Source organism: Brevibacillus ginsengisoli (assembly GCF_050113715.1).
In the GTDB taxonomy this organism is placed as follows: Bacteria; Bacillota; Bacilli; order Brevibacillales; family Brevibacillaceae; genus Brevibacillus_H; species Brevibacillus_H ginsengisoli.
Window position 1 is genome coordinate 181712 of sequence record NZ_JBNJQR010000001.1, and the last position, 17698, is coordinate 199409.

Sequence of the window (17698 nt, forward strand, 5' to 3'; positions counted from 1 at the left end):
GAGAAATGAATTTAGCACCATTCTTTGAAAAGCAGCTGCAGTTAGACAATTTCATCAACAAGACAAAAGGGCTGGAAGGACATGACCTTCTGCAAAACAAGATTCTGGCATTACAGGTGGAGTTAGGTGAGTTGGCAAACGAATGGCGCGGGTTTAAGTACTGGAGCGACAACCGGGAGCCGCGTACTGTAGCTGAGCGTGGAACGTGCAAAATGTGTGCTGGGACAGGCTCTTACCCGATTGGTGAATCGACTGCTGAGAATTGTCCAATGTGTCAAGGAGAAGGGGAACAAACCTATAACCCACTCCTAGAAGAGTACGTTGATTGTCTGCACTTTGTACTGTCGATTGGAATTGAAACGCGGCATGAACCGGGAATAGTAGAGCCACTACAAGCTAAGACAGGCGGAGTTATTCAGCAGTTCCTATCTTTGAATAAGCACGTCGGTAGTATGTCCTTTGCATGGTCAGTAGATGAAGCAGGTAATTTCACTACCTCAAATTTTTATGACAGATATGATCAATCACTAAAGCTACTTCTCGGACTTGGTGAAATGTTTGAATTCACATGGGAGCAAATCGAACAAGCTTACCATCAGAAGTGGGAAGAGAACATTCGACGGCAACAGACTGGTTATTGAGACGGATAAGGTAATCCGTCAAAACCAAAGATCAATCGAAGGATAGCATACTGTTTTACCGGAAGATCAGGGAAAACAAATGCAACATAATTTTCCGGGACCAACAAACGTTGTCCTGGAGCCTCTAAAAAATAAGGAATATCAAGATACAAAAACTTTCTCTGCATTCGATTGACTCTCTCTACAGGCACCAAATAGTAAAACGATTTTTCCATAAATGTCACGCTCCTTTTGCTATCAAGATAGCTCAGGAAATTGGGACAAAAAAAGGATGGTCGATATGAACTATGTTGAGCCTATTCGGGATAAGAAGAAAATCAAGCAGATGAAGAAAGTTTTGAAAGAGCAGTCATTAAGAGATTGGTTTCTGTTCACCTTTGGAATCAATGTTGGCCTACGCATATCAGACATATTGCCATTACGGGTGCGGGATGTGAGAGACAAAACACACCTACTGATCATCGAGAAGAAAACAGGAAAACGTAAGCAATTTTTGCTGAACGCCAAGCTTCAGAAAGCGATTTACAAGTACACCAAAGGAATGGATCCGGATGCGTACTTATTCGCTTCTGATCAGTACAAAATGCCAATAACCAGGGTCCGAGCGTATCAGATTATCAACGGAGCTGCTCGAAATGTAGGGCTAACAAATATCGGTACGCACACTTGCAGAAAAACGTTCGGATATCATTTCTATCAACGAACCAAGGACCTGGCTACGCTGCAAATGATCTTTAACCATAGTTCGCCTGCCATTACGCTACGATACATTGGCATCAACCAAGACCTGATGGACGCAGCCGTGGACAGCTTTAGCTTATAGGTAACACAATCTCAATTTTGATAAATGGACGGTGATTTCAGGTGGAGATTCTCGAGTTTGATAAGCTTGGTCGCATGAAGTACCATCCTGAATTTCATGAGAACCACGGAAAACGTTTTAGCGAAGAGGAGCTCTGCTACCTTGTTAAGTTTTATAAACAAGATGGCCGCAGATCGATGTCCTTTGCCCTTGGTCGGTCTGAACGAGTCATTCAAAATAAGTATCTTGAACTGAAAAAGCAAGGGAAATTCCCATACTACAGAAGTTTGGAATATTACGTTTAGTGCCCTGAAAGGGTGATCGAATGAAAAGATACATCTACGTTGCAGGTGTGAATAGAAAGCATCTTGCGTCTGCGGCCGATCAGTGTCCTTACTGGCTTCTCTCCGTAACATTGCTCCGAAAGTATCCAAACTGGCTAGCGCAGTACCTAAGCAATCGGACGCTTATCTGGGACCCGGGAACATTCAGCGAGGATGCAATCAGTTATCAGGGATATCGGTCATATCTTGATCGGTACGCTAGAAGCCAAGACGAATTTTTGCAGTATGACGAGATTGGCGATCCAGAAGCAACGGCCTGGTATCTAAACGACATGAGGAGACGCGGTTATGATCCGGTACCTGTACTTCAGCCGGGCGGAGACGCGCAGCTCCTTCAGGAGAAACGAGTAGCATTAGGCGGAACGGTGCCGATGACAGCAGATCAAAGGAAGTTGTACCTTGATCACTTGTTCTACGATCACGATATTAAGGCCAGCATCCACATTCTTGGCATGTGGCGTCCAGAATGGTTCGAACCATACAAGCAAGCTATCAGCGGTGATAGTACAACGTGGATTCCTCGTAGTGAATGGAATAGACAGAAAACAATTGATGAATGGCTGCAAGGATATGGTGAGCAAATGGTACCATTCAGACCACGTACGGAGCTTCAAACTAGAATGGCGATTTAACATTTCGTGTACTGTGTTGTGTGGGCGCTGTCCCGGCTGTAGAAGCTATCCCGGAAGGTGCGGTAAGTCCAGAAAAGTCCGATGGAGCAACCCCGCGGTATCCTTACCGGAGGGTGCTGATGAGTTCCCGACTGTTTAAATAGTAAAGGAGAGGTTATATATGGTAGGAAACGTTGTACGTGTTGAGAAAGCTACTGATCCAAGCGCATGGTACGCAGAGAGTGTCGGAACACAGGATGACTTTGAAATTGTTGAGGAGTTCCCAGACTCTTTCAAAGTGGATAACGGTCTCCTAATTTTAAAAGATGATTGCTGCTTTATTTTCGTGTGCCAGAACTGCGAGGGTCATGGGTTAATCACTTTCGATAAGGGTTTTGGTGAAGATCATGATTCTTGCGAGGAATGCGCTGGTGAAGGGCAAATCGAAATGACCTACAAAGAGTTCTTAGAAAGTCTTCAATTGGCTAATTAACTTATTAGTTAGTGAGAATAATCGTGCATTCAAGGAGGAACGAACATGTTTGGTAAAGCGGCAGTAATAAATGTTTCCGCACCACACTATAACCTTGGAGCACACAAACTGTATGACTGGCTTTCTGAACAAGGGTGGCAAGTTGAAATGCTAGACGGGGATCCGGGCGTGTTCGTGTATGGATATGATCTTGTCTGTTTGTCAGTCATCTTTACCTGGCATGCTCCAATTGCCAAAGAGATTGCATTAAGGGTAAAAGCTAACTCAGAAGTGTGGTGTGGTGGACCTGGTATATTTTCTCTTTCCAACTGGTGGAAAAACGAAACGGGTTTGGACAGTTTTAAAGGACTGGATCCAAGGCTCGATAAGCAAAGAGGTAAATATAGAATGACTTTTGCTAGTCGAGGATGTCCAGTAGGTTGTTATTTTTGCATCGTTCCTCAACTAGAAGGGCTGAAATTCACATTAGACTGGGATTTCACACCTGCACCAATTCTTTGTGATAACAATCTATCAGCGCTGCCAGTAGATTTTCAGGAACACATTATTAAAAGGTATCAGGAGACTGGTACAAAGCTTGCTGATGCAAATTCAGGTTTTGAACCAAGGTTTTTCAATGAGGAAACCTATCTTAGGTGGAAAGAGATACTTCGAGGACCATGGAGATTCGCATTTGATGAGGTAAAAGAAGAGCAAGCAGTTTTTGACATGATGCAAATATTGAATGGCGTAGCTTCTTCGAAAAAGAGAGTTTATGTGCTTATCGGGAATGAACCTATGGAAGCATGCTATGAGAGGTTGTTAAAAGTAGTGGAATGGGGCGGGGAGCCTTACTGTCAGCCAGTGTTACAACTGAACTACTTAGGCGGCCCAATCAAGACACATCATGACTGGACAGAACAACGGCTTCGGGACTTTGCAAGATATGCTAATCGATTTTTGTGGAAGTACATGTCGCTGTCAGAATACAACAATCGAAAGAATGAACCGCCACCGTTTAGAGAGTTTGAATGGGCAAAGAGGAAGCCAATCAGGAAATTAATCAGTGCGATTTAACACAACAATCGATTTGTTAAATGGGGAGGCGCAAAATGCAAACCTTTAATGTGAGTTTGACGATTAAAAGACCGTTGGATGACGAAGAAAAAGCACATCTTTCAACCTCAAGTGAGGAAGAAGTTGCGGATTCGATTGAACAAATGAAAAAGGATGTAATCCAATTGCTCAAGAGAGAAGGGGCAATTAATCAGGAAAGCGACATCATCGAACTCGACCTAAAATTGACTTAACATTACTTTTGAGAAGGGGATGGAACCAATGACTGATTTGAGCGGAGCAACAGTTACACTTGAATACAATGCGCTAAAGAAGCTGGAAGAGAATGAAGCAGCTCTGGATGCGATCGTGCAACACATCAGCAGATCGACAACTGTGGAGGAAGGCGATTGGATCGATGACGACACGATTGCACGCTCCACTCTCAGGATTGACTTGAAAGCATTGAAGCCGTTACTGCTGAAATACTGCTTATACAGCCAAAACCAATTCGAATTTTTGGAGGCAAACGAATGCAACATCATCTTTGAATATGGAGAACATTCCATCACAAAGATGCAGGAGGAATCGGCATGAAAGCCATTACCATCCACCAGCCGTGGGCGACGCTGATCGCGCTTGGAGAAAAGCAGTTCGAAACACGCAGCTGGGCGACCAAGTATCGAGGGAAAATTGCCATCCATGCTGCGAAGAAAATTGACCGGGATGCTTGCCAGATCGAACCGTACAAGAGCGTATTAGCCAAACACGGGTACACATCAGACAACCTACCAACTGGGTCCATTGTCGCTATATGTGATCTATCTGAATGCTATCAGGTGCGTTCAAGTAATCACCATTTGGCAACCATAGGAGATCCCACAAACGTGGTCATTGGTAATGAGTATGAATTTGGGTGGTACGAACCTGGTCGATATGCTTGGGAACTGTCGGACGTACAAAAGATATATCCTATACCAGCAAAAGGTCAGCAAGGACTATGGAATTGGGGAGGGAAACGGGATGTTTAAGTTGGGTAAGGACGGCAACTTGCATATGGTCGAAGGGATGCAAGCAGGACGTGAAATCAAGTTTCGGGCGTGGCACAAGCAAGAAAAGCGCATGATTGACCAGGTTATTTACCTGAACTTTGAGATGCCTAATCCAATTATCGCATGGTATGAAACAATGGGAGATGCTTTAGATGGAACACTAACAGATGCTTTTTTAGATGATGTTGAATTGATGCAATTCACAGCCCTCCGTGATAAGAACGACAAGGAGATTTATGAGGGTGACATTTTAACAGAGTGGTATGAAGGGGAAATGTACAAACTTAGCGTTTACTATGATGGAGGAGCTTTTATGGTGAAACAGCTTTCTTCACCAGAGTCAGATTATCTTTTGAATGGATGTGATCTTGAAATGACAGAAGTCATCGGGAACATCTACGAGAAGCCGGAGCTGCTACAGTCCATTTAACAAAAGAGAAAAAATAAAAAGCCGCTTATCTAGCGACTTCACTAAGGAAAAGGAAAGTTCATATGTTTACCCAACATTTCCTTATATAGTTGGGCTATATCAACCTCTTGCTTAAAATGTCCTGCCTTTTGGAGCTTTTTGATCGTCCATAAAACACCGCTTGTGAAGCCTATTATTTCTTCGTCCGCTGCTGGTCCGTAATTATCAATACGGGATAGCATTGACTTGATAAGGTCTTCTTGTTGCAATGCAATCGCCTCCAACGCAACTATTATATACCCATATTGTACCATTCAGGAGGCAGAGATGGTATTGATTTAACACAATATTTCGGGAGTAAAAGGGGAGAACATATGGAAGTAAAGCAAGATCACTGCAAACAATGTGGTCGTCAAAAGTGCCAACTTTGCTATGAAAATGCAGCAAGGTATGTCATACAAAATAAGTTTAATGGTAACGAGCTTAAAATATGCGACTCTTGCAAAGTGATTCTCAATTTAAAATCAGAGATTGGGGGTACAGTAACGGATGAGCACTATCGAAAATCAGCAAAATGTGGTAAAATTACCCTTAGAAAAAGGCGTAAGAGTAGTAGTCATTGAGGATGGAAACGTTGTGGAGAATTGCAAGTTAGAACCTCATCACAAGTTCACCATTATTACTCAAGATGGTAAGCTACTCGATACTGAAGAAACCAAGCGCAAACGATACAGAAAATCTAAATAAGAGCCTGACTGAAAAGCAGAGGGCGTCAGAATATTCATCCAATAAGGATGAGTTCTGGCGTCCTTTTTATTTTGTCTAAAGGAGGGACAAAGTGTGGCGAAGATTTACGAAATCATGGACGCAAAGAGAGAGAAACAAAAGGAGACGATCAGCTTTGCACATCATTTGGAGAAAGCAAAGGAACGGTTTCGGAAGCCGCCGCCCCATAAACCAGCCGAAGTAATGACGATTGAACAGCTTCGTCGGATGATGGGCGACACAGGAGCGCGACAGTTCCTAAAGGATAAAGGCAATAGACGCAAGTAAACGAGCTGAGGAGGGGTTCTCATGCAAGATTTGCTAAATGGTTATAAAGAGACAAGGAAGACATTACAAAGCATACAGCGAAGCTTGAAAGAGTCAGATGATGATATTAGAGTGATTCGTTTAGAAGAAGCGAGAATTAAATCAGGGAAGGCCAAAGCCCTCTCAAATGGTGATGAGCACAAAACCGAACGTCAGATCATCGGGGAAATGATAGGCGATTGCGAGTACGTCATTGAATGGTTGAAGTCAGGTAAGCGTCCAGGCAACAAACGAGGTATAGAACGAAGAGCAGCTTATGAAAAAGAAAAGCCAATGGACCCAGTAAAAATGCAGGCATTTGTATCACGTAGCACGGCAGGAAGCCCGGCAAACCTCACAGATGATGAGATGTTTAGATTAGAAGAAGCGCTATCTTGCCTTACAGAGCGGGAAAGGGAATGCTACATTCTAACGCACGGTGAGGGATTTTCTTTTGAAGATACCGCAAAACTACTGAAGATCACAAAAGGCAGTGTCCAAACATATGTCAAACGAGCACAAGCAAAAATTACAGAGCAGCTTCAGACCAACCTCTTCTTAGCGTGAAGAGGTCCTTTTTTGTCATACGAAAGCCCGCTATAAGTGAGAAGCAAATTTCTTGTTTTTCACGAGACCCCTTCTTGTCGCCTGGGAAACTGGGCGGCATCTTTGATCATAATTATATTAACGGACAAATATACATATTTATGGATAATCAGTTTAAATAAGGATAATACTTTAAAAAAGTCATGGAGGGCTTTAGTATGACTACTAAAACAATGCCACGATTAGTTGAGATTAATCGGAGTGAAGATGGTTTGGAAGGATTGGTATGTAACGTGATCGAAATGGATTGCGATGAGATCGAAACCGACTACAGAATCCAACTTCCAAGTGGTGAAGAGTTATGGATTCCATCAGAAAATGTGACAATTATCTGCTGATTGTTACAAAATAGGCCTTTAGATTTACAAAATTCCCCTATTTTTGCTATTATGTAGCGAGAAAGGGGTGTTTAGTCATGAATCTAAAAGTCTACCAAATTATCCAATCACCAAACAAAGAAGAACAGTGGCAAGAAATTATTGATATTCTTTCAGAAACTACTTTTTATCCTGGTGAGCACAATTTACGGTATAGTCTGAATAAAGAGTACTATTTCGAAAGAGGCATTTATGTCGGTGCAATACACGAGGAATACATTCCTGATCAGACTACTCTAAACGATGATCAAGAAGAACAATCTATTGATAATATTGATCCTTGGGAGAGAACAATCTTTGCGATTGATTTTCCAAATAAAAAGCTTCTGATTCAACAACGAGACTATTCACCAAAACATCTTTCACGAAAAACAGTTCGTCGACGGATTGTTAATATACTTGATGAAGCTTGGGATGAAGTAATGCACGTTGAGTTCAACTATATCCCAACAAACCTTACTCTTGGAAATGAATATTTTATTAAAAACTTTATTAATGGCAGGCGTGTCCTCGGAGCCAAATTAAACTTTGGTCCTGGTTTTCTAGTGGATAAGCTATACGACGGAAGTGTTATTGAGGAGAATCACAAGATAACATGGAATGATGATGCAAGTGAGTTATCCGAGTTAACTCTTAAAACATCATCAAAGGGAGATTTGCACCAATCACCATTTTTTAATCTAGCTATCAGTTCTCCTGGTGTTGAAATCGAAAGCATTACATACTATGATTCAGCGGAAGATAAACCTGCTACTGAATCTAGGACCCAATTTGATCAGGTCAATGTTCCGGATGTTACAAAAAGAACTGAAATCCCTATTGCTTTAATGGAAACTTTTAAGTCTATGGTAGAGGACCAAGATAAACTTAAGTCTCTCCGTGCAATTCACTTTGAATAAGAATATTGTCTTTTTACTTAAGCACCCACGCGGTGCTTTTTTATTTTGCAAAACAACTCAAATAATAGCTAGATGACACAGCGGCTTATGCATTTTTTTATGCAATGTCGAGACCAATAAACGATCGCTGAACCTTGATTTTAGTGGTATGAATAAAAAGGTGCATAATGAATAAAATTCGAATTCCAAAAAGTGCTGTAGTATCAACGAAATTGTAAAAGACGATAAGTCCGATAGCGGCGATTATGTAAACCAAAAATGTATGCGGTATTCATATTTGATACCGTTTCGGGGGTGGGGTGAATGTAGTGGCAAGAGCTAGGAGTCCAAATCGCGAAATGGCCGAAAAGATGTATCTGGAGAATAATGGAGAAATTCTGCTCAAGCATATCGCAGAGAAACTTGGCGTTAGTGATACGCAGGTCAGGAAGTGGAAGAATCAGGACAACTGGGAGTCAAAACTCATTAGTAACGTTACCAATGTGAATAGTAACGTTACCAAACGAACAGGAGCACCCAAAGGGAACAAAAACGCTGTAGGAAATGGAGCTCCAAAAGGGAATAAAAATGCCGTAGGCAACGACGGCGGGGCGCCAGTACGAAACTCTAACGCCGTCACTCACGGTTTTTTTCGAAAGTTCTTTCCCGAGGACACTCTGGAGATTATGGAACAACTAGAGAAACGTTCACCCATTGACATGTTGTGGGATAACATCGTAATTCAGTACACGGCTATTATCCGAGCACAGCAGCTCATGTTTGTTCGTGATAAGCAAGATGAAACGAAAGTGAAGACTAAAGAGAAGTACACCGAATCAGGAGTTGAAGAGCAATGGGCATACCAGCACGCCTGGGATAAGCATGCTACATTCCTTCAAGCGCAGTCCAGAGCCATGACAGCCCTACAATCACTAATTAGGCAATATGAAGACCTTGCTACTGGAGAGCAACTGCTGAGAGTGGAAAAGCTGAAGGCGGAGGTTAAAGCTCTGAATAACCCTGATGGTGAAGGTGGTCAGAGTGGACTTGATCAGCTTGCGGAAGTCATAGCCAAAAGTGCAGCAGCAATTAAAGGTGATGCGTAATGGAGTTTCAACTATTCGGTGAAAAGATTACAAGGTTTATTCTTAACCCAATAGAAAAAGATGCCCGAATAAACATCCTTGAAGGATCGGTTCGCAGTGGGAAAACAGTTGGGATGATTCCAAAATGGATAAATTACATTAAGCATGGCCCTAAAGGTTTACTTGTCATAACTGGTATATCGAAAGAGACCATCTATGACAACGTTCTTCAGGATCTATTCGATACAGTCGGAACTGGTAATTTTAAATACAATCACCAAACCGGGCTTATCCAAATGTTTGGTAGGAAGATCAAAGTTATCGGGGCCAAGGACGAAGGATCAGAGAAATACCTGCGCGGGAAAACGCTGGCTGGAGCATACTGCGATGAGCTTACACTAATGCCAGAGAAGTTTTTCAAGCAGTTACTTAACCGTTTATCGGTGAAAGGCGCGAAGCTATACGGTACAACCAATCCAGATCATCCGTACCATTACCTTTACACTGAATACATTACCGACAAGAAAAAACTTAAGAGCGGTATGGTAAAAGTGTATCACTTTGAGTTGGATGACAACCCAAATCTGGATGAGGAGTACAAAACTTTTATCCGTGGTGCTTATACGGGCTTTTGGTATTTACGAATGATCGAGGGTAAATGGGTTGTTGCCCAAGGCGCGATCTATGATATGTGGGATAAGGATTTGAACACATTTACCGACGAAAACTTAGTTCCAGGATTCAAGAGCGTCGCTCAAAGATATATCTCCATCGACTATGGTAGTCAGAACCCAACAGTATTTCTAGATTGTTGGGATGATGGCGAAACAGTGTGGGTGTTGGATGAATACTATTACGACGGTCGAAAAGAAGGAAAGCAAAAGGAAAATTCTGAGTATGCGGATGATCTTGAAAAGTTTATTGGTACAGATTATCCGATATTTGTAATTGTTGACCCTTCTGCAGCTGCATTCAAAACAACCTTACGTAATCGAGGGTTTCGGATCAAAGATGCTGACAACGAAGTGCTGGAAGGCATACGAATGACATCAACAATGATATCAAAGCGAAAATTCAAAGTTCATCGAGATCGATGCCAGAACTTTTTGAATGAGGTATCGAGCTATGTTTGGGATGAAAAAGCTGTCATGCGCGGAGTTGAGCAACCATTAAAGCATGCAGATCACTGTATGGATGCCGGGCGATATTTTGTGAAAACAATCATCAAGTCTAGACGCTTATTAGGCTAGAAAGGAGGGGCAACGTGAGCAGACGAAACCGCAGGCAGGTACAAGCCTCTGATAAGTCCGGTGGAGCACAAAAGAAGCCGACCGAGAAGTTACCAAGAGGACTTACAACCGATGCCTTTCAGAACGTCTTAGCACGCTTAGGGCATGGAACGCCAAATCTACTAGAAGGTACAGAATACCCTGTCACTCGATTGACGCAAAATTACCAGTTAATGAATAGCTTGTACCGTAGCCACTGGATTGTTCGTCGTATTGTCGATACAATTCCAGAGGACATGACGAGGAACTGGATCACGCTTAATACTCAGCTGCCTCCTGATAAGATACGGAAGATAGATAAACTATGGCGAACACGGAGGATCAAGCAGAAAATTCTCCAAGGTCTCAAGTGGGGCCGCTTGTATGGCGGAGCTGTTGGTTTAATTATGATTGAAGGTCATGAGGATATTCTACATCAGCCGCTTGACTTTGACACGATTATGCCAGGTTCCCTAAAGGGTCTAATGATCGTCGACCGATGGGCTGGAGTATACCCGAGCCAAGAAATGGTTGAGGATATCAACGACAATGAGTTTGGACTGCCTCAGTCTTATCAAGTGACTACCGAAGATGGACAAGTATTCAACGTTCACCATACACGCGTAATTCGGTTCACAGGACGGGAATTACCCTATATGGAGAAGCTTGCTGAGGTATATTGGGGAGCTTCTGAAATTGAGGTAGTGTTCGATGAGCTGAAAAAGCGTGATAACACCAGTTGGAATATTGCACAGTTGATCTTCCTAGCGAATCTGCGGGTATTGAAAATGGGTGATTTGGGTGAAGTCATGGCAATAGGTGATGAACGCGCCCAAAAGGACCTTTACAACACATTGCAGGCACAAAACTGGCTCATGTCAAACATGGGTATGTATTTGCTAGGCAAGGATGATGACTTTGCCACTCACCAATATACGTTCTCTGGTCTAAACGATATCTATGAGAGCTTCATGCTTGATGTAGCCGGGGCATGCCAGATTCCTGTAACTAAACTCTTTGGTAGGTCTCCCGCAGGGATGAATTCTACAGGTGAGAGTGATATGCAGAATTACTATGAGACTGTGCAACAGGCCCAAGAATCGACGCTCTCCCCCATCCTGGATAAGTTGCTACCTATCATGTGCATGTCGGAACTGGGTGCCATTCCAGATGACATTGATTACATGTTCAATCCGATACGTACACCGAATGACAAAGACGTCGCGGAGTTGGCTGATAAGAAGACGACCTCAATTATCAATGTATACAATGCCGGCATCATAGATCAAAGAACAGCTTTGAAAGAGCTCAAGCAACTCGGTGATACAACAGGAATGTTCACGAACATCACGGATGAGGATATTGAAAATGCCGATGAGAGCACGCATCAAGGAGAGATGGGGTTTGGTGGTGATTTAGACTATGGCGGCTTCCCTTTGGGCACCGAAAAGGCGAATCGAACAAGCCTACCGCAAGGCGATTCAAGCAGCGTTGAAAAAATTAAACGAGTCATTGACAGGTTTAGACGACGTTTCCGAAATTCTTGAACGAATTAAGAATTACACTTACGATCCACAGTTCATGGAATACGCTGAAGCTACAGCTCTAAAGATGGTCACTCACCTATTTAGTGACGCTGGCCGGACGTGGCGACAAGCTGCCAAGCATAACAGCAAGGGCCGCATGATCTATGCAGCTCTTCAAAAAGAAATGCGAGGTCCTATTGGTGCGGCTGTACGTCAGCAAGTAGCGAGGAACGCTGAGATAGTTAAATCATTGCCTATCGACGTTGCAAAGCAGGTTAACGAGCATGTATTTCGAGAGGTTATGAAAGGTACGCGTGCTAGTGAGATTGCACAGCAGATTAAGACGTATTTCCCGGATGCATCGAAGGCAAAAGCAAACTTGATAGCCCGCACAGAGGTAAGCAAAACTTCTACTGCCTTGACGCAAGCGCGTTGCGAGTTTGTAGGAGCAGATTGGTATATATGGTGTACAAGTGAGGATGCCCGCGTTCGTGATTCTCATAAACTCATGGATGGCGTTCTAGTTAAGTGGACTGATCCACCCAGCCCTGAGAAGCTTGACGGAGAAAAACGCACATTCGGCCATTATCACGCAGGAGAAATATTCAACTGTCGTTGTTACACCGAACCTGTGATCGATCTTGATTTGATTAGTTGGCCTGTAAAAGTGTACTACGGTGGACGTATTCAGCGTATGACTCGCAAGCAGTTTGACAAGATTGCGTGATGTACTAACCAGGTGAATACGTTATGCAAAATTATGTATCCATTGTTAACATAATCAATCTATTAGGACTCTGATGCCATTTGAAATCCCACTTATGACAATGCTTTCCGAATGATCAATAATCATCACTTTTATGCATACGGTGAAATGCGGTTTCAAAGCACTTTATACAATGCTATGCATGCATGAAAAACTGCATATTTTCAAGCGAATGGAGTCCAGATGGAGTCCTTTTTTTATTGTCTGAAGGGAGGTGAAAGGCATGTTCAAGTTTACAGAACGAATAGGAGATTACGAACTTTCTTATGAAGGTGACACCGTTCAAGACGTCATTAATCTAAAAAAAGCTTTGAATCCTTCAGTTATCAAAATTAAAGAAGAAGAAATTCAGCTTGATGACTTGAAAAAAGTAATAAATCAAGTAGTAGTACATGGGGCTAATAGATTAAAGTCTGCTGAACAAATTGGACAGGACGTTTTTGATGAAATAAGGAGAACGGCAAAAGGTGGTGCGATCTGATGAGAGCATATTACGGTTCACGGTTCAGCCCAAATATGACGGCCACTCCTGAAGGCTTCCTAATCTGTCACAACGTTCCGATAGCTCGGACAGGCTGGTATGAATACCTGGGTGAGGAAATTGGGGCAGATGATCAGCGAGGAAAGATTGTGAAGGTGTATCGAAGCCCAGAAGAAGTATTCAGCCCAGCTGCCATTGCCAGCTTCGAGGGAAAGGTCCTGACAGACGAACATCCGGCAGAAGTCGTAACGCCGGACAACGCTACTCGATATACCAAGGGCGTTGTGCAGAATGTCCGGGAAGGATCTGGATCCAATACTGACCTTCTATTAGCTGATCTAGTTGTCTATGATCAAACCTTAATCAACGAGATTCAACAGGGCAAACGAGAGGTATCATGCGGCTATGATTGCGTGTACGAGGATATGGGAAACGGGACGTACCAACAGAAGCAAATATGCGGCAACCACGTTGCTGTTGTTAAAAACGGCCGCGCTGGTGACCGCGTTGCAATAAAAGATTCAAAATCCCAAGCGATTGGGAATATCAATCCAAATCCGAAAGGAGAATCAAACATGGCAAAAAAACTCAAATTGCCACAAAAAAAGCAATCACTTGTAACGGACTTTCTGGCCGCGCTTGGTCTTAAGCAGTTTGCGACAGATGCTGAGCCGGAGGAAATCATGGACGCAGTCAGCGCGATGGCAGAGGAAAAAGGAATTGTTGACGATGAAGGAGCTGACCCCGAAACAAATAAAGAGGGCACCAATGACAACCAAGACCCTGCCATTTCAGCATTGACCGAACAGGTAGCAAAACTGACGGAAATGGTGCAAAAGCTTACGTCTACTGATAATGCAGAGATCGATCCTGAAAAACAGATCGATGCTGCAATTGCAGAGCTTGAAAAACAAACAGGCGACAATGATGAAGAAGAAAGCCATACCATTCCTGCTGAGATCATGGATGAGGAAGGTCCTGTTGCCGATCCTGATGAACGCCCAACAAGTGCCTTCACTGGAGACAACGCCCATAAAATTGCGGCGCTCAGAGCGATTAAGCCGATTATCGCGGCTATTCCTGACCCAGTTGAACGAAAACGCGCTGCCGATGCTGCAATTGCTAGCATGAAATCAACATCAAGAAATAACACCTACGCTGCTATCAGTAGAGGTCAGAAAAAAGCAGCAACCGATAAGCAGGCTAATACCACAAAGGTAGTAGATCACTCGCAACTCGGTCGGAATATCGCGGAGCAATACAATCCCCATTACAAGAAACGCGCTCAGAACGCGTAAGGAAAGGATGATGAGAATATGCCAGGTTCAGTTGTAGGTAAATCCTTAAATCTTGGATACCCCGGTAATATTTCACGAAGTGCAGACGCCATCATTACAAATCGTATCGTTAAATTGACGGACGCAGCCAACATCAACTTTGGTGATCCGGTTGTACTTAATGGTGACAATACTTATTCCGCCTTCGGTGCTACCGGAACGGCTGCCACATTCGCGGGAATTGCAGTTCGAGAGGTTAAACAAAGCACTGACTATTTCGCAGGACAAGGATTCTATAAGCCAGGGCAACCATGCGATGTGGTAGAGCGCGGATCTGTGACAGTAGTATGTAACGTCGGAACACCTACAGCAGGTGGAGACGTTTATGTACGTATTACTGCTAACGGCTCAGTCCCTAATGGTGTAGTGAACGGATTTGAAGCAGCTGCTGATGGGGCAAATACTATCAAACTACCGGGTGTCAAGTGGAAGACCGGTAAACTCGACAGTAACCGTGTTGCAGAAGTCACAATTACACAACGGAATAATCCGTAATCGAGGGGGATTAGAACTATGAATACAGCACCGAAAGCACCAAAGGTTTTTTCAGTCGACGGTCTTGGCGGCGCGATCCTCACCAATGACGCAGCGATCGGCTCTGGCATGGCATTTCTTAACGCTGAGTTGGAAAAGCGTGATCCGCGCCTGCTTGAACCGTTGCAGAGCGTGACGTGGATGCGGGATATCGTCTCCAAAACTGGCGGCGGATGGGTAGAGTTCACGTCTAACTATTTCGTGGATTATGCTACTACTGGAGGAAACGAGAGCGGTATTATCGGTGGAGAAACCAACGATATTCCGATCATGCAAGCAAATATGAACAAGGATGTTTTCAAGGTGTTCACATTCTCGAATATCTTGAAGGTTCCGTTCGTTGATCAAGCAAAATTGCAGGGTATCGGGCGCAGCCTAGATGACATCTTGGACAAAGGAATCCGGCTAAACTACAACAAGTCGATTGACAATTTGGTGTATAACGGATTCCCGAGCTTCGGAGTTTATGGTCTAGTGAATAACCCCAATTTGGTTGCCACGGCAGCACCAAACGGCGCCGGCGGCTTTGCGGATTGGAATCGGAAAACGCCTGACGAAATTCTGGATGATGTGAACGCTATTATCACCGCTACATGGGCAGCATCCGAGTACGACACGACAGGTATGGCGAATCATATTCTTGTTCCGCCAGTCCAATATGGCTACCTAGTTGGCCGTAAAGTCAGCAATGCTGGTAATATCTCGATCCTGCAATTTTTACTCGAAAACAACATTGGACGTAACCAAGGAATTGAACTGGTTATTGCTCCTTCACGTTGGTGCACTGGTGCCGGAGCTGGTGGTAAAGATCGAATGGTGGCTTATGTAAATGATGAGGACCGTGTTAATTTCGATTTACCCGTTCCGCTTAGCCGCGTTATGACACAGGCACAAGTCACAGAAATGGCATATCTAACTGCCTACGCCGCACAGCTGGGACAAGTGAAATTCCTGTATACACAGTGTGCACGTTACATGGACGGAATCTAAAGGAGGAAAACAAAACATGCGAATTTTTTCTAAAAAATCTTTTCAATTCGATCACCCGACGGGCCAAGAGCCTGCCGTTGTTGTTCTTGCAGGTTCATTTGTTGATGTTCCAGATTGGGTATCTGACTCCACCATGTTCAAGCTGGCAAGTCAAGATGGCGACGTCGATGTGATCGGCAACAAGAAGGATGAAATCGCAGCTGAAACAGGCTCCAGAGGGAAGGTAGCCGCCGCGAAGAAACCAGAAGAGCAAGCTTCTGCAGAATCCGGTCAACAACAATAAAGAAGGTGAGCGCATATGTCGATCACAAATGATGGCAATATGAGCGCTAGCGGAATCATCGGGGTTGCCTCCAACGTAAAGACTGGAAGCAACCCTGCTTTCACGTTTGACGACTTCATCGCTATTTACCCGCAATTCGGTCCTAATACTGATGGAGCATATATAATTACGCAACCTATCGTGGAGATGTATATCGCTCTTGCGGATGCCAGCATCAAAGAAACACGTTGGCACTCCTATTGGAAAGTAGCTATGGGTTGGTTTGTTGCTCACTTCTGTACGTTGTATCTACAGGGTGTAGCCGATCCGAACAGTGGAGCTGCTGGAGTACTCAAGGCGGGACAAACGCGCGGGTTACCAACTTCGAAGTCAGCGGGAGACGTATCTGTAAGCACAGATTATTCTTCGATTGCTCAAGACCTGGACGGCTGGGCAGCGTGGAAGCTAACTCTTTACGGCCAGCAGCTAGCAACAATTGGGCGGATTGTTGGAAAAGGTGGCATGTATGTGTACTAAGGAGTGACGACATATGTTCAATGCTTTTTCCAAAGTCACGACTGGAATTGATAAGACTGGCGAGCTCAACAAGATTCTTGAGGGATTAGCCAAAAAACAGGTGTATGTAGGAATTCCAGAAGGAAGCGAGCGACCTGAGGAACCCGGCCAGCCAATCGATAACGCCCAATTGCTCTATATCCACTCAAACGGCATCCGTCAGAAGGCAATGCGCGACGAGATGAATCCGAAAGTAGAAAGTGGAGAAATGAGCTACAGCAAAGCCTACCAAATGTGGCTACAGACGCATGGATCGCCGTTATGGCGTTCGCCTCCCCGTCCTGTCATTGAACCGGCTATTGAGCATAACAAGGAAGCCATTGCCAAACAGTTGAAGAAGGTTTCGGAGGTTGCTTTGGATGGCGGAGATCCGGAAGTGGAGCTGCACAAAGCAGGTATGATGGGCCAAAACTTTGCGCGCGGTTGGTTTACAGATCCTAACAACGGATGGCCGCCAAACTCTCCGATTACCGAGGAACGGAAGGGCAGCGACAAGCCGCTCATCGATAAGGGCGAGCTCCGTAAAGCTATCACATACGTAGTGAAAGGATGAA

Annotated in this window: 27 protein-coding genes; 25 read left to right on the forward strand and 2 right to left on the reverse strand. The window is 43.9% G+C overall.

Translation table 11 applies throughout. From position 1 onward, the window contains the following. Window positions 1-5 precede the first annotated feature (5 nt). Window positions 6-641, forward strand: a complete 636-nt coding sequence (locus tag ACQCN2_RS00940; RefSeq protein WP_426927007.1) for a dUTP diphosphatase — start codon at window positions 6-8, stop codon at window positions 639-641. Here the strand turns inward: ACQCN2_RS00940 and ACQCN2_RS00945 are convergent. Next, entirely contained in the window at window positions 635-856 is a 222-nt protein-coding gene (locus tag ACQCN2_RS00945) for a hypothetical protein (protein ID WP_426927008.1), read from the reverse strand. The two genes, ACQCN2_RS00940 and ACQCN2_RS00945, sit on opposite strands and share 7 nt — an antisense overlap. Window positions 857-921: 65 nt before the next feature. Between ACQCN2_RS00945 and ACQCN2_RS00950 the strand changes: the two genes are divergently transcribed. The 8 genes from ACQCN2_RS00950 (at window position 922) to ACQCN2_RS00985 (ending at window position 5408) form a co-directional block, all read left to right on the forward strand. Then, window positions 922-1464 (forward strand): site-specific integrase, encoded by a 543-nt coding sequence (locus ACQCN2_RS00950; protein ID WP_426927009.1) that lies wholly within the window; start codon window positions 922-924, stop codon window positions 1462-1464. Between the two features lie 304 nt (window positions 1465-1768). Next, window positions 1769-2419 carry a hypothetical protein gene (locus tag ACQCN2_RS00955; protein WP_426927010.1) on the forward strand — a complete coding sequence of 217 codons (651 nt, stop codon included), beginning with the start codon at window positions 1769-1771 and terminating at the stop codon, window positions 2417-2419. A 160-nt stretch (window positions 2420-2579) separates the two neighbouring features. After that, entirely contained in the window at window positions 2580-2891 is a 312-nt protein-coding gene (locus ACQCN2_RS00960) for a hypothetical protein (RefSeq protein ID WP_426927011.1), read from the forward strand. 45 nt (window positions 2892-2936) lie between these two features. After that, a complete protein-coding gene (locus ACQCN2_RS00965) occupies window positions 2937-3947 on the forward strand; it encodes a radical SAM protein (protein WP_426927012.1) in 1011 nt (336 codons plus the stop codon). A 35-nt stretch (window positions 3948-3982) separates the two neighbouring features. Continuing rightward, on the forward strand, window positions 3983-4180 hold the full coding sequence (locus ACQCN2_RS00970) for a hypothetical protein (RefSeq protein ID WP_426927013.1): 198 nt from the start codon (window positions 3983-3985) through the stop codon (window positions 4178-4180). A 28-nt stretch (window positions 4181-4208) separates the two neighbouring features. Continuing rightward, window positions 4209-4523 (forward strand): hypothetical protein, encoded by a 315-nt coding sequence (locus ACQCN2_RS00975; protein ID WP_426927014.1) that lies wholly within the window; start codon window positions 4209-4211, stop codon window positions 4521-4523. Continuing rightward, complete coding sequence (locus tag ACQCN2_RS00980) at window positions 4520-4957, forward strand: ASCH domain-containing protein (RefSeq protein WP_426927015.1); 438 nt, start codon at window positions 4520-4522, stop codon at window positions 4955-4957. The genes ACQCN2_RS00975 and ACQCN2_RS00980 overlap by 4 nt, the downstream gene beginning before the upstream one ends. Then, the gene (locus tag ACQCN2_RS00985; RefSeq protein ID WP_426927016.1) at window positions 4950-5408 is read left to right on the forward strand and encodes a YopX family protein; all 459 of its coding nucleotides are present in this window, start codon (window positions 4950-4952) and stop codon (window positions 5406-5408) included. Before ACQCN2_RS00980 ends, ACQCN2_RS00985 begins: the two co-directional genes overlap by 8 nt. Window positions 5409-5449: 41 nt before the next feature. On the opposite strand, the gene ACQCN2_RS00990 is transcribed toward ACQCN2_RS00985, so the two are convergent. Continuing rightward, complete coding sequence (locus tag ACQCN2_RS00990) at window positions 5450-5656, reverse strand: hypothetical protein (RefSeq protein ID WP_426927017.1); 207 nt, start codon at window positions 5654-5656, stop codon at window positions 5450-5452. Between the two features lie 280 nt (window positions 5657-5936). Here ACQCN2_RS00990 and ACQCN2_RS00995 point away from each other — a divergent pair, with 280 nt between their 5' ends. The 16 genes from ACQCN2_RS00995 to ACQCN2_RS01070 all read left to right on the forward strand — a co-directional run bounded on the left by ACQCN2_RS00995 (window position 5937) and on the right by ACQCN2_RS01070 (window position 17697). Beyond that, on the forward strand, window positions 5937-6134 hold the full coding sequence (locus ACQCN2_RS00995; protein WP_426927018.1) for a hypothetical protein: 198 nt from the start codon (window positions 5937-5939) through the stop codon (window positions 6132-6134). 93 nt (window positions 6135-6227) lie between these two features. Further along, window positions 6228-6440: a hypothetical protein gene (locus tag ACQCN2_RS01000; RefSeq protein ID WP_426927019.1), complete on the forward strand. Its 213-nt coding sequence runs from the start codon at window positions 6228-6230 to the stop codon at window positions 6438-6440. Between the two features lie 21 nt (window positions 6441-6461). Then, window positions 6462-7025 (forward strand): sigma factor-like helix-turn-helix DNA-binding protein, encoded by a 564-nt coding sequence (locus ACQCN2_RS01005; RefSeq protein ID WP_426927020.1) that lies wholly within the window; start codon window positions 6462-6464, stop codon window positions 7023-7025. Window positions 7026-7222: 197 nt separating this feature from the next. Beyond that, on the forward strand, window positions 7223-7402 hold the full coding sequence (locus tag ACQCN2_RS01010) for a hypothetical protein (RefSeq protein WP_426927021.1): 180 nt from the start codon (window positions 7223-7225) through the stop codon (window positions 7400-7402). Window positions 7403-7479: 77 nt separating this feature from the next. Beyond that, on the forward strand, window positions 7480-8340 hold the full coding sequence (locus ACQCN2_RS01015) for a hypothetical protein (RefSeq protein ID WP_426927022.1): 861 nt from the start codon (window positions 7480-7482) through the stop codon (window positions 8338-8340). A 308-nt stretch (window positions 8341-8648) separates the two neighbouring features. Continuing rightward, complete coding sequence (terS, locus tag ACQCN2_RS01020) at window positions 8649-9425, forward strand: phage terminase small subunit (RefSeq protein WP_426927023.1); 777 nt, start codon at window positions 8649-8651, stop codon at window positions 9423-9425. Beyond that, entirely contained in the window at window positions 9425-10654 is a 1230-nt protein-coding gene (locus ACQCN2_RS01025; protein ID WP_426927024.1) for a PBSX family phage terminase large subunit, read from the forward strand. The genes terS and ACQCN2_RS01025 overlap by 1 nt, the downstream gene beginning before the upstream one ends. A 14-nt stretch (window positions 10655-10668) precedes the next feature. Further along, window positions 10669-12219: a phage portal protein gene (locus ACQCN2_RS01030; RefSeq protein WP_426927025.1), complete on the forward strand. Its 1551-nt coding sequence runs from the start codon at window positions 10669-10671 to the stop codon at window positions 12217-12219. A gap of 163 nt (window positions 12220-12382) precedes the next feature. Further along, window positions 12383-12925 carry a phage head morphogenesis protein gene (locus ACQCN2_RS01035; protein ID WP_426927502.1) on the forward strand — a complete coding sequence of 181 codons (543 nt, stop codon included), beginning with the start codon at window positions 12383-12385 and terminating at the stop codon, window positions 12923-12925. Between the two features lie 262 nt (window positions 12926-13187). Continuing rightward, the gene (locus ACQCN2_RS01040) at window positions 13188-13445 is read left to right on the forward strand and encodes a hypothetical protein (RefSeq protein ID WP_426927026.1); all 258 of its coding nucleotides are present in this window, start codon (window positions 13188-13190) and stop codon (window positions 13443-13445) included. Continuing rightward, window positions 13445-14743: a DUF2213 domain-containing protein gene (locus ACQCN2_RS01045; RefSeq protein ID WP_426927027.1), complete on the forward strand. Its 1299-nt coding sequence runs from the start codon at window positions 13445-13447 to the stop codon at window positions 14741-14743. The genes ACQCN2_RS01040 and ACQCN2_RS01045 overlap by 1 nt, the downstream gene beginning before the upstream one ends. Before the next feature lie 18 nt (window positions 14744-14761). Continuing rightward, window positions 14762-15277 carry a structural cement protein Gp24 gene (locus ACQCN2_RS01050; protein WP_426927028.1) on the forward strand — a complete coding sequence of 172 codons (516 nt, stop codon included), beginning with the start codon at window positions 14762-14764 and terminating at the stop codon, window positions 15275-15277. A gap of 18 nt (window positions 15278-15295) precedes the next feature. Further along, on the forward strand, window positions 15296-16306 hold the full coding sequence (locus ACQCN2_RS01055) for a DUF2184 domain-containing protein (RefSeq protein WP_426927029.1): 1011 nt from the start codon (window positions 15296-15298) through the stop codon (window positions 16304-16306). Window positions 16307-16322: 16 nt separating this feature from the next. Continuing rightward, window positions 16323-16589: a hypothetical protein gene (locus tag ACQCN2_RS01060; RefSeq protein WP_426927030.1), complete on the forward strand. Its 267-nt coding sequence runs from the start codon at window positions 16323-16325 to the stop codon at window positions 16587-16589. A 15-nt stretch (window positions 16590-16604) separates the two neighbouring features. Continuing rightward, the gene (locus ACQCN2_RS01065; RefSeq protein ID WP_426927031.1) at window positions 16605-17105 is read left to right on the forward strand and encodes a DUF4054 domain-containing protein; all 501 of its coding nucleotides are present in this window, start codon (window positions 16605-16607) and stop codon (window positions 17103-17105) included. A 13-nt stretch (window positions 17106-17118) separates the two neighbouring features. Next, a complete protein-coding gene (locus tag ACQCN2_RS01070; RefSeq protein WP_426927032.1) occupies window positions 17119-17697 on the forward strand; it encodes a phage virion morphogenesis protein in 579 nt (192 codons plus the stop codon). Window position 17698 lies beyond the last annotated feature (1 nt).

Bases quoted from the DNA above. Each gene is read 5' to 3' on its own strand.
- ACQCN2_RS00965 (WP_426927012.1), top strand. From the start codon at position 2,937: ATGTTTGGTAAAGCGGCAGTAATAAATGTTTCCGCACCACACTATAAC.
- ACQCN2_RS00940 (WP_426927007.1), top strand. From the start codon at position 6: ATGAATTTAGCACCATTCTTTGAAAAGCAGCTGCAGTTAGACAATTTC.
- ACQCN2_RS01045 (WP_426927027.1), top strand. From the start codon at position 13,445: ATGAGAGCATATTACGGTTCACGGTTCAGCCCAAATATGACGGCCACT.
- ACQCN2_RS01070 (WP_426927032.1), top strand. From the start codon at position 17,119: ATGTTCAATGCTTTTTCCAAAGTCACGACTGGAATTGATAAGACTGGC.
- ACQCN2_RS01050 (WP_426927028.1), top strand. From the start codon at position 14,762: ATGCCAGGTTCAGTTGTAGGTAAATCCTTAAATCTTGGATACCCCGGT.
- ACQCN2_RS00950 (WP_426927009.1), top strand. From the start codon at position 922: ATGAACTATGTTGAGCCTATTCGGGATAAGAAGAAAATCAAGCAGATG.
- ACQCN2_RS00960 (WP_426927011.1), top strand. From the start codon at position 2,580: ATGGTAGGAAACGTTGTACGTGTTGAGAAAGCTACTGATCCAAGCGCA.
- ACQCN2_RS00980 (WP_426927015.1), top strand. From the start codon at position 4,520: ATGAAAGCCATTACCATCCACCAGCCGTGGGCGACGCTGATCGCGCTT.
- ACQCN2_RS01065 (WP_426927031.1), top strand. From the start codon at position 16,605: ATGTCGATCACAAATGATGGCAATATGAGCGCTAGCGGAATCATCGGG.
- ACQCN2_RS01010 (WP_426927021.1), top strand. From the start codon at position 7,223: ATGACTACTAAAACAATGCCACGATTAGTTGAGATTAATCGGAGTGAA.
- ACQCN2_RS01060 (WP_426927030.1), top strand. From the start codon at position 16,323: ATGCGAATTTTTTCTAAAAAATCTTTTCAATTCGATCACCCGACGGGC.
- ACQCN2_RS00955 (WP_426927010.1), top strand. From the start codon at position 1,769: ATGAAAAGATACATCTACGTTGCAGGTGTGAATAGAAAGCATCTTGCG.
- ACQCN2_RS00995 (WP_426927018.1), top strand. From the start codon at position 5,937: ATGAGCACTATCGAAAATCAGCAAAATGTGGTAAAATTACCCTTAGAA.
- ACQCN2_RS01035 (WP_426927502.1), top strand. From the start codon at position 12,383: ATGCGAGGTCCTATTGGTGCGGCTGTACGTCAGCAAGTAGCGAGGAAC.
- ACQCN2_RS00975 (WP_426927014.1), top strand. From the start codon at position 4,209: ATGACTGATTTGAGCGGAGCAACAGTTACACTTGAATACAATGCGCTA.
- ACQCN2_RS01040 (WP_426927026.1), top strand. From the start codon at position 13,188: ATGTTCAAGTTTACAGAACGAATAGGAGATTACGAACTTTCTTATGAA.
- ACQCN2_RS00945 (WP_426927008.1), bottom strand. From the start codon at position 856: ATGGAAAAATCGTTTTACTATTTGGTGCCTGTAGAGAGAGTCAATCGA.
- ACQCN2_RS01025 (WP_426927024.1), top strand. From the start codon at position 9,425: ATGGAGTTTCAACTATTCGGTGAAAAGATTACAAGGTTTATTCTTAAC.
- ACQCN2_RS01005 (WP_426927020.1), top strand. From the start codon at position 6,462: ATGCAAGATTTGCTAAATGGTTATAAAGAGACAAGGAAGACATTACAA.
- ACQCN2_RS01055 (WP_426927029.1), top strand. From the start codon at position 15,296: ATGAATACAGCACCGAAAGCACCAAAGGTTTTTTCAGTCGACGGTCTT.
- ACQCN2_RS01015 (WP_426927022.1), top strand. From the start codon at position 7,480: ATGAATCTAAAAGTCTACCAAATTATCCAATCACCAAACAAAGAAGAA.
- ACQCN2_RS00970 (WP_426927013.1), top strand. From the start codon at position 3,983: ATGCAAACCTTTAATGTGAGTTTGACGATTAAAAGACCGTTGGATGAC.
- ACQCN2_RS00985 (WP_426927016.1), top strand. From the start codon at position 4,950: ATGTTTAAGTTGGGTAAGGACGGCAACTTGCATATGGTCGAAGGGATG.